Source organism: Leifsonia sp. NPDC102414 (assembly GCF_044765685.1).
Classification (GTDB): Bacteria; Actinomycetota; Actinomycetes; order Actinomycetales; family Microbacteriaceae; genus Leifsonia.
Genome location: NZ_JBIWKN010000002.1, coordinates 260,981 through 274,649 on the forward strand (window position 1 = coordinate 260,981; position 13,669 = coordinate 274,649).

Annotated in this window: 14 protein-coding genes; 4 read left to right on the top strand and 10 right to left on the bottom strand. The window is 68.8% G+C overall.

What is annotated here, in order from left to right:
- Window positions 1-28 precede the first annotated feature (28 nt).
- Together ACIRCZ_RS09520 and pyrE are read right to left on the bottom strand one after the other, a co-directional pair.
- Entirely contained in the window at window positions 29-2,668 is a 2,640-nt protein-coding gene (locus tag ACIRCZ_RS09520; protein WP_402852266.1) for a hypothetical protein, read from the bottom strand.
- Window positions 2,668-3,216: an orotate phosphoribosyltransferase gene (gene pyrE / locus ACIRCZ_RS09525; protein ID WP_055898165.1), complete on the bottom strand. Its 549-nt coding sequence runs from the start codon at window positions 3,214-3,216 to the stop codon at window positions 2,668-2,670. The genes ACIRCZ_RS09520 and pyrE overlap by 1 nt, the downstream gene beginning before the upstream one ends.
- Before the next feature lie 122 nt (window positions 3,217-3,338).
- Here pyrE and ACIRCZ_RS09530 point away from each other — a divergent pair, with 122 nt between their 5' ends.
- The gene (locus ACIRCZ_RS09530) at window positions 3,339-4,184 is read left to right on the top strand and encodes an exodeoxyribonuclease III (RefSeq protein WP_055898162.1); all 846 of its coding nucleotides are present in this window, start codon (window positions 3,339-3,341) and stop codon (window positions 4,182-4,184) included.
- A 15-nt stretch (window positions 4,185-4,199) separates the two neighbouring features.
- Here the strand turns inward: ACIRCZ_RS09530 and ACIRCZ_RS09535 are convergent, their stop codons facing one another.
- The 5 genes from ACIRCZ_RS09535 to ACIRCZ_RS09555 form a co-directional block, all read right to left on the bottom strand.
- Window positions 4,200-4,691: a DUF1990 family protein gene (locus tag ACIRCZ_RS09535; protein ID WP_402852271.1), complete on the bottom strand. Its 492-nt coding sequence runs from the start codon at window positions 4,689-4,691 to the stop codon at window positions 4,200-4,202.
- 141 nt (window positions 4,692-4,832) lie between these two features.
- On the bottom strand, window positions 4,833-4,991 hold the full coding sequence (locus tag ACIRCZ_RS09540; RefSeq protein ID WP_157480448.1) for a hypothetical protein: 159 nt from the start codon (window positions 4,989-4,991) through the stop codon (window positions 4,833-4,835).
- Window positions 4,991-5,164 carry a hypothetical protein gene (locus ACIRCZ_RS09545; protein ID WP_157480446.1) on the bottom strand — a complete coding sequence of 58 codons (174 nt, stop codon included), beginning with the start codon at window positions 5,162-5,164 and terminating at the stop codon, window positions 4,991-4,993. Before ACIRCZ_RS09545 ends, ACIRCZ_RS09540 begins: the two co-directional genes overlap by 1 nt.
- Before the next feature lie 40 nt (window positions 5,165-5,204).
- Window positions 5,205-6,401: an HTTM domain-containing protein gene (locus ACIRCZ_RS09550; RefSeq protein ID WP_055898156.1), complete on the bottom strand. Its 1,197-nt coding sequence runs from the start codon at window positions 6,399-6,401 to the stop codon at window positions 5,205-5,207.
- Window positions 6,398-7,303 carry a DUF5819 family protein gene (locus ACIRCZ_RS09555; protein ID WP_402852276.1) on the bottom strand — a complete coding sequence of 302 codons (906 nt, stop codon included), beginning with the start codon at window positions 7,301-7,303 and terminating at the stop codon, window positions 6,398-6,400. Before ACIRCZ_RS09555 ends, ACIRCZ_RS09550 begins: the two co-directional genes overlap by 4 nt.
- 198 nt (window positions 7,304-7,501) lie before the next feature.
- On the opposite strand from ACIRCZ_RS09555, the gene ACIRCZ_RS09560 reads away from it, so the two are divergent.
- The 3 genes from ACIRCZ_RS09560 to ACIRCZ_RS09570 all read left to right on the top strand — a co-directional run bounded on the left by ACIRCZ_RS09560 (window position 7,502) and on the right by ACIRCZ_RS09570 (window position 10,437).
- Window positions 7,502-8,359, top strand: coding sequence for an ABC transporter ATP-binding protein (locus tag ACIRCZ_RS09560; protein WP_402852279.1), 858 nt, complete (start codon window positions 7,502-7,504; stop codon window positions 8,357-8,359).
- 127 nt (window positions 8,360-8,486) lie between these two features.
- The gene (locus tag ACIRCZ_RS09565) at window positions 8,487-9,527 is read left to right on the top strand and encodes an aliphatic sulfonate ABC transporter substrate-binding protein (RefSeq protein ID WP_055898147.1); all 1,041 of its coding nucleotides are present in this window, start codon (window positions 8,487-8,489) and stop codon (window positions 9,525-9,527) included.
- Between the two features lie 7 nt (window positions 9,528-9,534).
- Window positions 9,535-10,437: an ABC transporter permease gene (locus ACIRCZ_RS09570; protein ID WP_402852284.1), complete on the top strand. Its 903-nt coding sequence runs from the start codon at window positions 9,535-9,537 to the stop codon at window positions 10,435-10,437.
- An 18-nt stretch (window positions 10,438-10,455) separates the two neighbouring features.
- Here the strand turns inward: ACIRCZ_RS09570 and ACIRCZ_RS09575 are convergent, their stop codons facing one another.
- From ACIRCZ_RS09575 to ACIRCZ_RS09585, 3 genes are all read right to left on the bottom strand, one after another.
- Window positions 10,456-11,853 carry an APC family permease gene (locus ACIRCZ_RS09575; RefSeq protein ID WP_055898144.1) on the bottom strand — a complete coding sequence of 466 codons (1,398 nt, stop codon included), beginning with the start codon at window positions 11,851-11,853 and terminating at the stop codon, window positions 10,456-10,458.
- A 128-nt stretch (window positions 11,854-11,981) separates the two neighbouring features.
- The gene (locus ACIRCZ_RS09580; protein ID WP_055898141.1) at window positions 11,982-12,881 is read right to left on the bottom strand and encodes an SDR family NAD(P)-dependent oxidoreductase; all 900 of its coding nucleotides are present in this window, start codon (window positions 12,879-12,881) and stop codon (window positions 11,982-11,984) included.
- Window positions 12,882-12,935: 54 nt separating this feature from the next.
- Window positions 12,936-13,664, bottom strand: a complete 729-nt coding sequence (locus ACIRCZ_RS09585) for a DNA alkylation repair protein (protein WP_200949689.1) — start codon at window positions 13,662-13,664, stop codon at window positions 12,936-12,938.
- Window positions 13,665-13,669: the final 5 nt, after the last annotated feature.

Here is a 13,669-nt window from a genome sequence, read left to right on the forward strand (position 1 = left end):
ACGACGCCCGCTGCCGGAGCCTGCCCGCCTAGGCCGCTGGGCCAGGTCCCGCCACGCTCGAGGTCAGCGGTTGGCCGCCGGAGCGGCTGACGAAGCAGTAGAACGAGCGCTGCCCGTCCTTCCACTGCTGCTCGGTGGCGGGGAAGGTGCCCTGCAGCTGCAGGTCGGGGTATGCGGCTGCCGCGGCCAGGTCGATGATCCCCGGCTGCGTGCACACGGCGTTGATCTGCGCCGCGAGCGCATCCGCGCCAGGGTATGGCGCAGCGATATCGGTCGAGAACAGGTTGGTGTACGCCAGCTGCGCCGTGTGCGGTGACGCGCAGTCGACCACGGCGAACGTCTCAGCCCACGGTGACGTGAACGGCTGGATGCACTCCCCGCCGCCCAGCGTGTTCCACGGGTGGGTGCCCGCGGCGACAGGGCCGGCCGGCTTGGCCTGGATGGTCGGCGTCGGTGTCGGTGTTGGGGTGGCGCTCGGCGGTGCGGTGCTCGCGGACGGCGCGGCGGACGGCTTCGCGGCTCCGAACATGTCCGGCACACGGGTGCCGAGAGCGAAGAGACCGATCAGGACGAGTACGACCGCGAGCCCGCCGGCCACCCAGAACAGGATGCGGTTCGTGCGGCGCGACCCTCCGGCGCCGGGGCCGGACGGGGCGCCGCCGCCGGTTCCGGCGCCTGTGCCGCTTGGCCCGGTGGCCGTGGCCGTGGCGGGGACCACGGCCGGAGCTACGGGGGTTGTCGCAGCGTGGCTGCCGGTCTGGGTCGCGGACTGGGGTGCGGGGGTGGACGCGGGCGCAACCGGGGGAACCAGCGCGATGGTCTCCGCAGTGGCGGGCGACGCGAGCTCCGGGAAGAGGATGGTCGCGGCCGTCGGCGCCTCACCCTCGGCGGTCGGCTCGGCGGCGGGCGGCTCACCGTCGGTCGGATCCGCGACGGCGGTAGGCTCGCTTGCCTCCCCGATGCTCTCGGCGTCCAGCGGCTGCGTCGCCGGCGACGGCAGAGCGCCGAGCAGGAAGGTCGCCTCCTCGATCGGCGGAACGGTCGCTGCCGGGGGCACCGCCGGGATGGCGCCGGTGGACTCCGTGGATTCGGATGGCTCAGCCGGTTCTTCCCGCACGCCGAAGGTGACAGGCTCCGGGTCGCCCGGCCGGGCACGGAGCAACGCCGCGATCTCGGCGGTGTCGAGCTTTGCCGTCGGGACGTCGGCTGAACTCTGCCCGGACGCGATTCCCGGCTCGAACAGCGCGGACGCGTCCGGAGGCGGAAGAACGGGGGACGCCGGAACCACAGGGGGCGTCGGCACAGCAGGGGGCGTCAGGACAGCAGGGGGCGGCGAAACCGCAGGGGGCGTCGGGACAGCAGGGGGCGTAAGGGCGCCAGGAGGAATGGGGATGATGCCGGTCGTGTCCCCGATCACCGAACGGCTGGTGGATGCTGGCTCCTCCGTGTCGTCCTCGCCGAAGAACCCGAGCAGAGCGGCAAGGCCGTGGCTCTCCTCAGCTTCCGGTGCCTGCTCCTCGTCCTCCTGGGCCTGCGGCTCCTGAGGGTGCGGCTCGGGGACGTCAGCCTCCGCCGCGGGCGGAGTGGCGAGCGGGGGTGGGGTGACGAGCGGGGGTGGGGTGAAGAGCGGTGGCGTTGCCTGCCGCTCCTCTGTTGCGGGTGTTGTGGGCTCGGTGCCTGCAGGCCCCGTTTCTGCCGCGGGCTCCGTGTCGATGTTCCAGACGGGTGGCTCCGGCAGACGGAGCGCCTCGAAGAAGCTCGGGGGCTCGAACGTGGTGGTGTCCGGCGGGGTCGGTTCGCGGTGTGCTGCCTCGGTGAAGGACGATGTCTCGGCGACGGGCGGTTCGACCATGGGAGCAGACTCGACCACTGGAGCGGTCGTCGGCTCCGCGACGGGGGCGCCCTCGTGCTCCGCCGTGGTCTCCGGCTCCTCCGCGCGCGACGCCGTGGATTCGTACGAGTCGAACGACGGAACCGGAATCACAGGGGGCACGGCGGGCGCGTCAGGTGCCGCGGGGACGTCCGGCTCGTTCGCGGGCTCGGCGTCGTCCACGGAGTCCGCCTCCGGGCTGTCGAGGTGCCAGACGGTTCCGGCCGCCGGCTCGGCCGGTTCGTCGACGAGTGGGTCGCTTCCGACCCCGGGGGTGAGGTTCCAGCTGAAGCCCTGGACCGGTTCCGCATCCTCTTCCTGCTCGCTCGCCGGAGCGACAGGCTCCGGCTCCCGCGCATCCGCAGCCTGCGGGTTGAGGAAAAGTTCGAACGTGTCCTGGTCGTTGGCGACCGGCAGAGCCGGGGTGGGCTGCTGCCCGGGCTCCTGCTCGACGGGCTCCTGCTCGATGGACCGCGACTCAACCGGTTCCGGCCGAGGCTCCCAGACCGGAGCGGTCTCCGGCACGACAGGAAGCGCGACCGTGGGCGCGGCCGCTTCCGAGGCGTCCTGGCGCGGCGCGGCACTGGCATCCGCGGCACCCGCATCCGTGGTCTCCTGCTGCTCCGCGGCGTCTTGCTGCTCCGGCGCCTCCTGCTCCGACGGCGACGACGCGATGCGCCTGCCCCCGGTGAGCTGCTGCAGCAGCCATTCCGAACTGCCGAACTCAGGCTCAGGCGCGTCGGGGCGCTCGTCGCCCTCGGCGTCGTCGCCTGTGCCAGGGTGGCGTTCGTCGGTCACTACTCGAGCCCCAGGTCCTTCAGGCCGATCGCGGCGAAGTAGGGATATCCGGCTTCTTCGATGACCTCGCGCGCTCCCGTGTTGCGGTCGACAACGACCGCGACGCCGGCGATCTCCGCGCCGACCTTCGTGAGCGCCTCGATGGCCTTGAGCGGCGATCCGCCTGTCGTGGAGGTGTCCTCGAGCACGATGACGCGCTTGCCTTCGAGGTCGGGGCCCTCGACCTGCTTGCCCCTGCCGTGGTCCTTCGGCTCCTTCCGCACGACGAACGCGTCGTACGAGAGGCCGCGGGCGGCGCCCTGGTGCAGGATCGCTGCGGCGACAGGGTCGGCGCCCATCGTCATTCCTCCGACCGCGACGACATCGGGGACCTCCGCGATCAGGTCGATCATCACCTGGCCGATGAGGGGCGCGACCCGGTGGTCGAGGCTGACTTTGCGCAGGTCGACGTAGTAAGTCGCCTTCTTGCCGCTCGTGAGGGTGAAGTCCCCGTGGAACACGGCGTCGGCCGAGATGAAGTCGATGAGCTGCTGTCTGACGTCGGTCACGTCCCCGATTCTAGAGGGGAACCCCGCGAAATCGCCTCTTCCACAGCCCGGCCGCCGAGCGCGCTGTGCACAGGTTCCGCCCGCGAACGACCGCTGTCGGCACCGGCCGATACGATCGACGCATGCGTGTTGCGACCTGGAATGTGAACTCGATCCGCACCCGAGTGGGCCGTACCGTCGACTGGATGGTCCGCGAAGACGTGGATGTGCTGGCCATGCAAGAGATCAAGTGCAAGCCGGAGCAGTTCCCCCTGCAGCAGTTCGAAGACGCAGGATACGAGGTCGTGCTGCACGGTCTCAACCAGTGGAACGGCGTCGCCATCGCGAGCCGCCTGCCGATCGAGGACGTCGAGATCGGCTTCCCGGACATGCCTGGCTTCCTCAAGGGGCACGACGGTCCAGACCTCCCCAAGGAGGCGCGCGCGATCGGCGCGACCATCGGTGGCATCCGGGTGTGGAGCCTGTACGTCCCGAACGGCCGAGCGCTCGACGACCCCCACTTCCACTACAAGCTCGACTGGCTGGCCACCCTCGCCGCCGACACGCAGCGCTGGCTCGCCGAACAGCCGGACCTCCCGCTCGCGCTGATGGGCGACTGGAACGTCGCACCGCTCGACTCTGACGTCGGAGACCCCAGCCTCATCCCCGGCGTCTCCACCCACATCTCGCCGCCGGAGCGCAGCGCCTTCAGCGCGTTCGAGGCGATCGGTCTCACGGACGTTGTCCGCCCGCTGGTGCCGGAGGGCTACACGTACTGGGACTACAAGCAGCTGCGTTTCCCGCGCAACGAGGGGCTGCGCATCGACTTCATCCTCGGTTCCAAGCCGTTCGCCGACCTGGTGACGTCCGCCAGCATCCACCGCAACGAGCGCAAGGGCGAAGCCCCGAGCGACCACGTGCCGGTGCTGGTCGAGCTCGACCTCGAAGTGGACGAGGACGACGACGACCGGCCGATGATCTTCGGCTAGCGTGTCGCGGCACCGTCAGCGCTGAGGGAGCAGGGCCCGCAGGTAGCGCCTCCTGGCGACGCGCTGCGCCACCAGGAGGAGCGGATACAACGCCCGCCACGGTTGCTGCGGTGCCGCGCGCGTCAACGACCGCACGACGATCCGCACCTCGTCGCCGTCGCGCTCGACGATGAACGCCTCCTCACCGGCCACGGGATGTCCGGGGAGCGTGCGGTACGCGAAACCGACACGATCGGCGTCCTCGACGACGCTCACCACCTCCACCGGCTCCCTCACCGTCACCCCGAGCACGCGCGCCGTTACGATCAGCCGCTCCCCCGGCGAGACCCGCCCAGGATCGACGCGGCCGGCCACGAGGAACCCGCTGGCCGTCTTGACTCGCCAGCGCAGCACGTCCGCGCGCACGCGCATCCACACGTCGTCGCCGGAGCCGAGCAGGGCTGTCGATTCCGAGCGGCGGTAGCCTGGCTCGCTGGGAGGCCAGATGGGGAGCTCAGGCGCCGTCATGTGCATCCGCTCGCCCTCATCCGCTCGCCCTCACGCGCGTACCCCCATCGACGCACCGGCCCTCCAAGCGAGCGTAGCAATCGTCGACCACACCGACCGCGACGGCCCGAGCGCTAGACGCTGCGACGCCCTCGCCGAGCGCTAGTCGCGACGACGCGACGCCCTCAGAGAGAGGACGACCACGTCGTTGCCGAACGCGCGGCGGAGCTTGGCGGTGACGGCCACCGCGTCGTGTCCTTCGACCTCGACCACGAACCGGCGCTGCTGTGCGGTCTCCACGACCGCTTCGAAGCGCTGCATCACAAGGCCGCCCTGGTGAAGCGCGCGACCCAGTCAGCGTAGGTATGGTCCTCGCCGATCGGGCATTCGCATTCGATGAGGATCAGTTCGCCGGTCACGAGGCTGGTGAATCTCTCGAAATGCGGGGCGATCGCCCCGAGCTGCGGCTGGCTGTCGGAGGGCTTGTCGGTCATAATCTTCATTCGTCTCCGGCGGAGGTGTGGTGGCCGACCATCACGGGGCGGACGACTGGGCGAGCACAGGGACCTCAGCCGGTTCCTCGACCGGTTTCGCGGCCGGTTTCGCAGCCGGTTTCGCAGTTCGTTTCGCGGTCGAGCCGGCGACCGGCGTTGCGCGCGACCGCTTCCACGCCTTCGCGAGGCCGCCGCTCAGCTCCCGGTAGGTCGCGTCGCGGATGAAGATCGCGTCGATCGCGATCATCGCCAGCGAGAACCACGGCAGCCCCATCAGCACGGCGATGCCGATGTGGAAGCTGAGCATCACGATCAGCGCGAAGATGCGCGTTCCCCTGCGCATGAGGAGGAGCGGGAAGCTCACCTGCACCATCAGGGTGAGCAGGGTCGCGAACGCGACGCCGGGACCCCAGGTGGTGACGAAATCGCTCAGCTCTGGCCACGGCCCGAACTGCGTGACATGGATCGGGTCGTAGATGGCCGTTCCGCCGGACCAGGGTGCCCCGCCCGCCTTGTACAGGCCGCCGGAGACGTAGATGAACGAGACCTGGCAGGCGAGGGCGATGATCGCGAAGTTGTGCAGGACGTTCGTGTAGTGCTCAGGGATCACCCGCTGGAAACGCCACCAGCGCACGAGGAACCCGGCGCGCGTGCCCTCCCTCTCCGACTTCTCGTCCGCGCGTCTGCGACGACGGGCGTCGAGCGACCAGCGGTCGCCAGGTGCGGTGAAGAACATCACCATCAGGGCGATGCGGGTGAGGTTGTCGCTCTGATCGTTCACGTTCGAGTTGGACTCGACCAAGGCGACCCAGAAGAAGAAGAGGAAGAACTGCGAGAGCCGCGTGCGGTAGCCGATCGCGAAGCTCACCGCCAGCGCGATGGCGATCAGGTACAGCACCGTGAACAGGAACGGGTTCTGGGCCTGGTCGTGGAACATCGTGAACGGCCACAGCTTCATGAAGTCGTTGGCGGGAAACGCGAACTGGCCGCTCCAGGCCATCCCTGCGCCCCAGGTGTAAAAGCGCGTGGAGAAGTTCGTGAGCATCAGCCCGAGCATCATTGTGCCGAGCAGGATGCGGGTGACAGCGATTCCGTACGACGCGCGCTTGCCGTCCAGTATCCAGGTCTCGCCCTGCAGGTACAGGGACGTCACGAGCGCGCGGGCCCCGCGCACGCCACGGTGGACCAGGTCGGCGATGAGCCTGCCGACCCTGGAGAAGAGGTTGGGTGTCGTCACTTCTGGGTCACTTTCGCGTTGAGGGGTGCGAATATCTCGGCGAACTGCTGTTCGTTCTGCCCTGGCATGACGATGAGTCCGCGCCAGCCGGTGTTCGCGTACTGCAGGGGCGGCAGCTTCGCGTCCGGGTTGTTGCGCTGCTCGAACGGGATGATGTTCTGGCGGCTGGTCTGGTACTGCACGCGCACGACGCTCTTGCCCCAGACCGCACGAGCGACCTGCACGGCGTACGCGTCGGTGTAGCGCTCCTGCACGATGTAGGTGGCGACGGCCATCGTGTTCTTCTGCTTGTTCACCTCGTTCATCGCGACCTGCATCCGGCCGAGCCAGCTGTCGCCCTTGAAATAGTTGAGCGCGGCGATCTTCTGCTGTTCCGGGGTCAGGGCATCCCACGCACCCTTGAGAGATGACGCCTGCTTGGTGGCGAGGTTGGAGGCGCGCGGCGGGAACAGGTTGTGCACGAGCATCTTCTGCTCGGCATCCACCGCGGAGATCCACTTCGTCGCGATCTCCGTGCCGTCATCGCCGGCGAGCACAGCGCGGATGCGCAAGTCGTAATTGCCGTTGATGGGCTCAGGGGCGAAGACGCTCCAGCTCTGCCCGAGCCACGGGATCATGTACTGCGTGAGCAGGTTGCCGGGGACCACCTGACGCAGCGGCGTCACCGGACCGATCCAGAGGAAGCTGGCGAAGATGTGCCAGGCCGTGAAAAGACCGACGATGACGACGGCGACTCGCGCACCTCTGGTGCGGCGCTTCGGCGTCGTGGACACTGCCTGGCTCCGAGCCGGCTTCCTGTTCCGCTTCTGGCCGGGCTTCTGGTCGGGCTTCTGGTTCGGCGGAGCGGCGAGGGGCTCATCGAGACGAGCATCCCCGTCCCGTTCAGGTGAAAGCACGCTCATGTCTCTGTCTTCTCCGGTCGATCTGCGAAACGTTCCATGCATTAAGAGCGCGCAGCGCGCCGCAGATAACGCCGCGCGCTCTCTTTCGGCCGCGGACGGACGCGCATATCGCCGATTCGTGCCGAGCGCACGGTTTCGTTACGCCACGTTTCGCCTGGCACTGCGTGGATGCGGGTCGACCGCTAGCGTCGAAAGACCATGCCACCCACGCCGTCCGCATACTCCGTCGAGTTCGTCGACGTGGGGCGCGCGTTCGTCGCGCCGCGGGTGAAGGGCGAGCGAGTCACCCGCACGACGCCGCGACCTGTGCTGCGCGACGTGTCGCTCACCGTCGAGGCCGGCGAGGTCGTCGCGATCCTCGGGGCGAGTGGATGCGGAAAGTCGACGCTCCTGCGCATCGCAGGAGGACTCGACAGCCCGAGCGCAGGGGCCGCACTCATCGACGGAACGGCCGTCGCCGGAATCGACGCGCGCTGCGCCGTCGGCTTCCAGGAGCCCCGCCTGCTCCCCTGGCGCTCGATCGCCGACAACGTCGCCCTCGGCCTCCCCCGCGGCTTCGACAGGACAGCGGGACGCGACCGCGTCGCCCAGCTCCTCGACCTCGTCGGGCTCTCCGCTTCCGCCGGACTGCGGCCGCGCGAGGTGTCTGGCGGCATGGCACAGCGTGCATCCCTGGCCAGGGCGCTCGCCCGCAACCCGGGCGTGCTGCTCCTCGACGAGCCGTTCGGGGCGCTGGATGCGCTCACCAGGCTCAAGATGCAGGACCTGCTCCTCGACGTGCACGGAACAGCGCCCACCACGATCCTCCTCGTCACGCACGACGTCGACGAGGCCCTCCAGCTCGCCGACCGCATCATCCTGCTGGGCGCCGAGGAAGGACGACAGGGCGCGACCATCCGTCGCGTCGTCACCGTGCCGGGCAGCCGGCCGCGCGACAGAGGCTCAGCTGAACTCGCCGAACTCCGCGCGGAACTGCTCGATGGGCTCGGCATCGACCGCCACGGGCACGCCCGCGGCATCCCGTCCACGAACACGATCCCCGCGTTCCCGTACTGATCCACGGTCGCTCCGCCGCACCTGGGCACCAGCTCGACACAGTAGCAATCCACAGCACAGCAGCGATCCACAGCACCTGCTCGATCCACAGCACAGCAGCACCCCGACTGACTACCTGAGAGGCACCATGCGCCGCACATCCACCATCGTCACCGCCGTCGCCGCGATCGCGGCCGCCGCCAGCCTGATGCTCACCGGCTGCGTCGCCGGCGAAGGCCAGGCAGCCGCCGACCCCCAGAGCTCCGCCGGGGTCACGAAGGGCGGGACGCTGAACATCGACTTCGCGACGTACAACCCGCTCAGCCTGGTCATCAAGAAGGAGGGCTGGCTCGAGAAGGCACTGAAGAAGCAGGACATCACCGTCAACTGGGTGCAGTCCGCCGGCTCCAACAAGGCCAACGAGGCGCTCCGCTCTGGCGCGATCGACGTCGGATCGACCGCAGGCTCCGCCGCGCTGCTCGCGCGCTCGAACGGCTCGGCGATCAAGACCATCGACATCTTCTCCCAGCCGGAGTGGTCGGCCATCGTGGTCGGCAAGGACTCCACCATCACCTCGGTCAAGGACCTCAAGGGCAAGCAGGTCGCCGCCACCAAGGGCACCGACCCGTACTTCTTCCTTCTCCAGGCGCTGGAAGCCAACGGGCTCTCCGCGAGCGACGTCACCATCCAGAACCTGCAGCACGCCGACGGCTGGTCCGCCCTGCAGAACGGCTCCGTCGATGCGTGGGCCGGACTCGACCCGATCATGGCGAACGCCGAGAAGTCGGGCGCGAAGCTGATCTACCGCAACGTCGCGTTCAACACCTACGGCTTCCTCAACGCCACGGAGTCGTTCGTCAAGGACAAGCCGGATGTGGCGCAGACCGTCGTGAACACGTATGAGTACGCCCGCGCCTGGGCCCTCAAGCACCCGGACGAGACGGCGAGCATCCTCTCCGAGGTCGCGTCGATCGACCCGTCCGTCGCCACCACCGTCATCACGGAGCGCACCAACCTCGACGTGTCGAACATCCCAGGCGCCGCGCAGCTCAAGGTCCTGAAGAAGGTCGGCCCGATCTTCGTCTCGACCGGAGACGTGCGCAGCCAGTCCGACATCGACAAGGCTCTCGACACGCTGCTCGACCCGACCTTCGCCAAGAAGGCCGACCCGAGCGCCATCGGAGGCTAGTCTCCGCATGAGCTATCAGAACGCACCGGAGGGCGACGGCGCGATGGTCGCCGTGTCGATGTACGGCACCGCCGTCGCACGCGACGGCGATCCGCGCGAAGAGGAGCCAGGCGACCGCCGGCGCGGCAGCCATGCGGATGCGCGCATCCCGTTCCTGTCGCGGCGCTCGACCAGGATCGTCGGCGGCTTCGTGCTCCCGCTGATCCTGCTCGCGGCGTGGCAACTCGCCTCGACCTCCGGTGCGTTCAACTCCTCCCAGCTCCCATCGCCCGCGATGGTGTGGGAGGCGGCGGTCGACCTCGCGCAGCGGGGGCTGCTCGGCCTCTACGTCGCCATCTCGACGCAGCGCGTGCTGCTCGGTTTCGCCTGCGGAGCCCTCCTCGGGCTGGTGTTCGGCGCCCTCGTGGGGCTGTCGCGGCTCTGGGACATCTTCTTCAGCTCGACGCTCAGCGCCATCCGTGCCGTCCCGTCGCTTGCGTGGGTGCCACTGCTCATCCTGTGGTTCAAGATCGGCGAGGAGTCGAAGGTCATCCTGATCGCGATCGGCGCGTTCTTCCCCGTATACACGACGGTCGCCGCCGCGCTGAAGCACGTCGACCGCCACCTCGTGGAGGCCGGACGCGCGTTCGGCCTGAGCGGTGTGCGGCTGTTCGCCACGGTGCAGCTGCCGTTCGTGCTGCCGACGGTGATCTCCGGCCTGCGACTCGCGCTCGCCCAGTCGTGGCTCTTCCTCGTGGCCGCGGAACTCATCGCTTCCTCGATGGGCCTCGGCTTCCTGCTGAACGACTCCGCGAACAACGGACGCACCGACCGCCTGTTCCTGGCGATCATCCTGCTGGCCATCCTCGGCAAGCTCAGCGACTCCCTGATCGGCCTCCTCGAACGCTGGACAGCCCGCCGCTGGGGCTGACCTCGCAGCAGTCGTCGCTCAGCGTCGGGATGCGGCGTATGTGAATGCGCGGGCGACGGCCCACAGCACCACGCCGATGGCGAGGAGCGCGAGCGCGATGCCGTACTGACCGGCCGGGCGTCCGGAGGTCCACGGGAACACCAGGTAGAGACAGGTGATCGCGCCGACGATGGGCAGCACCCGCGGCGTGCGGAAGTGCTTGTGGTCGACCGGCTGGCGGCGCAGCACGAGCACGGCGACGTTCACCACGGCGAACACCGCGAGGAGCAGCAGCGACGTCGTGCCTCCGAGGAGCGCGACGATCGAGCCCTTCGGGTCGAGCGAGACGTAGACGATCAGGCCGAGCGCCAGGGCGCTGGTGAACAGGATCGCCGCCCACGGCGTGCGGCGCTTGGGCTGCACCTTGGAGAGGAAGCCGGGGAGCACGCCCTGCTTGCTCATGCCGTAGAGCAGACGGCTCGCCATCATCATGTTGATCAGCGCCGTGTTCGCCACCGCGAACATCGAGATGAACGGGAGCAGGTCGGCGATCGGGAAGTCCGGCGCCGCCGTCTGCACCGCGGTCACCAGCGGGGTCTCGCTGCCCGCCAGCTCGCCGATCGGGACGAGCGCCACCACCGTGATCGAGACCAGCACGTAGATCACGGCGGTGATGCCGAGTCCGGTCAGCATCATCTTCGGGAAGATCTTGCTCGGGTTCTTGGTCTCCTCCGCCATGTTGACCGAGTCCTCGAAGCCCACCATCGCGAAGAACGCCAGCGACGTCGCCGTGCTCACCGCCAGCAGGATGCTCTTGTCCTCCGGCGTCTCGAACGCCACCACGCGGGAGAAGTCGGCGTTGCCTCCCCCGATCGCCCAAAGTCCGATCATGATGACGAGCAGCAGGCCGGACAGCTCGACGATCGTCAGCACCACGTTCAGCCAGACGCTCTCCGTCACGCCGCGCAGGTTGACGAGCATGATCAGCACGATGAACGCGAGCGCCACCAGCAGGGTCAACCCGTTGTCGTCCGGCAGGCCGAAGCCGACGGAGAGGTTGACCGCGAACGCCCGGGATGCGGTGGCCGCCGACGTGATGCCGGACGTCATCACGATGAAGCAGACGATGAAGGTGAAGAAGTGCACGCCGAACGCCTTGTGCGTGTACAACGCAGCTCCGGCGGCCTGCGGGTACTTGGTCACGAGTTCGAGGTAGGAGAACGCGGTCACGGTCGCGACGGCGAACGCCAGCAGGAACGGCAGCCAGGCGGCGCCACCCACCTCCGCCGCCACCTGGCCGGTGAGCGCATAGACACCCGTGCCGAGGATGTCTCCGACGATGAAGAGCAGCAGAAGACCAGGGCCGAGCGCCCGCTTCAGCTCCGGCTGCTCGCCGTCCGCGGTCTTGATGACCTGGGTCCAGGAAGGATTGCTCACGTTCGCTCCGTTGTCGATCGACGGTGGGAGCTACTTTATGTGAAAGTTCTCAGAATTGTCACCCGAACGGGGCGCGACATGCTGGTATACCCCGCAACGACGCCTCCGGGCGGCCGCCGAGCCTGCCCTCAGCGCTTGCGGCCGGTGAAGTGCTCCATCGAGGAGTAGACGCCGAACAGGTTGCCGGCCACCGCATCCCAGGCCCGCAGCGGCAGCAGCCCCCTGAGGGTGCGCGCGAGGCCGACCGACCAGGGGAGCAGCAGCATCGGCCGCCCGGCGAGCATCGCCTTCCAGACCCTGTCCACCACATACTCCGGGGTGAGGATCGGCGTGAGCAGCGGGCCGCGCGCTCCCTCGAACATCCCGGTCGAGATGTAACTCGGGGCGACCGTCGTCACCTTGACGTGCCCGAAGCCCTGTTGCAGCAGTTCCAGCCGGAGGCTGTCGCTCCAGCCGATCACGGCCGATTTGGATGCGGCGTAGACGCTCATCCGCGGGTTCGACACCGTTCCCGCCGCCGACGCGATGTTGACGATGCGCGCCTCCCTGGAACTGGAGATCATCGCCGGGAGGAATTCGCGGGTGATGTACATCGGGGCGAGAGCGTTGACCTGCATGGTCTGGCGGGTGTCCTCGCCGTTGTCGTGCTCCCAGAAGTACTTGCCACGCACGATCCCGGCGTTGTTGATGAGCACGTCGATGCCGTCCAGCTCCTTGCGGACGACCTGCGCGGTCTGCGCGATGGCGCCGAGCTCGCCGATGTCGAGCACGAACGGATGCACGGTGGTCGCCGGCCGGCCGGCCGACGAGCTCGGCGACCCTCCAGGCCCGCCCCACGGCGACGCGGAACGCTGGTCCATCACCTCGGCGCGCAGCTCGGCCGTCACCACGGCGAGCGCCGCCTCGTCGCGATCCCAGAGGACGACGGCGGAAGCCCCCTCGCGCACGGCGCGCTCGGCGTACAGCTTCCCCATCCCCGAAGCTGCCCCCGTGATCAGCACGCGGGCGCCCCGAACCGTTCTCGTCATAGGTCTATCATCCCAAGTCGCGGGCGTGCGCGTCAGCGCGAGAGGCGGAACGGGTCAGCGCCGCGCGCGGTAGTCCGCCCGCTGCTCCGCGCCGAGGTGCTCGGTGGCGTAGCTCAGCATGGTGCGCGGCATCTCGGCCGCGTGCTCGTCCAGGAAGGCGAGCAGCGCATCCCTGTCGACGCGCTTGCCCACCTCGCGGAGCATCCAGCCGACGGCCTTGTGCATCAGGTCCTCCCTGTCCTCCAGGAGGAGGGCGGCGAGCTCGAGGGTGGTGGACGCGTCGCCGTGCTTGATGAACGCGAACGAGGACAGCACGGCGACACGACGCTCCCAGAGCACCTCGCTCGCCGCGAGCTCGAAGAGCAGGTCGCGCGGACGGTCGACGAGGTATTCGCCGAGAACGAACTCGGCGGACGCGTCGACCAGGTCCCAGTTGTTCACCCGGCCGCGGCGCACGGCATCCAGATAGAAGGAGGCGATCTCCTCCCTGCGCGCCTCGTCCAGAGCACGCGGGCGACTGGCCAGCTCGAAGTCCCTGTTCAGGATGATCAGAGCGGCCAGGCGGTGCTCGTGCACCTCGCTGTCGAGCAGTTCGCGGAGCTGGTCCAGCGGCATTCCGCCGAATCGCTTGGCGACGGCGCGGGTCTGCGGAACGCGCACGCCGATGAACACGTCGCCCTCTCCGTACTGGCCGTGACCGGTCTTGAAGAAGCGCTGCAGGAAGACCGCGTCCTCCGGATCGGCGACCTCCGCGAGCGCATCCCGAACCTCTGCTGCCGTCACGAGCC

Excerpts from the sequence above, each read along its gene's own strand:
- ACIRCZ_RS09530 (WP_055898162.1), top strand. The coding sequence starts at position 3,339 with ATGCGTGTTGCGACCTGGAATGTGAACTCGATCCGCACCCGAGTGGGC.
- ACIRCZ_RS09535 (WP_402852271.1), bottom strand. The coding sequence starts at position 4,691 with ATGACGGCGCCTGAGCTCCCCATCTGGCCTCCCAGCGAGCCAGGCTAC.
- ACIRCZ_RS09540 (WP_157480448.1), bottom strand. The coding sequence starts at position 4,991 with ATGCAGCGCTTCGAAGCGGTCGTGGAGACCGCACAGCAGCGCCGGTTC.
- ACIRCZ_RS09545 (WP_157480446.1), bottom strand. The coding sequence starts at position 5,164 with ATGACCGACAAGCCCTCCGACAGCCAGCCGCAGCTCGGGGCGATCGCC.
- ACIRCZ_RS09555 (WP_402852276.1), bottom strand. The coding sequence starts at position 7,303 with ATGAGCGTGCTTTCACCTGAACGGGACGGGGATGCTCGTCTCGATGAG.
- ACIRCZ_RS09560 (WP_402852279.1), top strand. The coding sequence starts at position 7,502 with ATGCCACCCACGCCGTCCGCATACTCCGTCGAGTTCGTCGACGTGGGG.
- ACIRCZ_RS09565 (WP_055898147.1), top strand. The coding sequence starts at position 8,487 with ATGCGCCGCACATCCACCATCGTCACCGCCGTCGCCGCGATCGCGGCC.
- ACIRCZ_RS09570 (WP_402852284.1), top strand. The coding sequence starts at position 9,535 with ATGAGCTATCAGAACGCACCGGAGGGCGACGGCGCGATGGTCGCCGTG.
- ACIRCZ_RS09580 (WP_055898141.1), bottom strand. The coding sequence starts at position 12,881 with ATGACGAGAACGGTTCGGGGCGCCCGCGTGCTGATCACGGGGGCAGCT.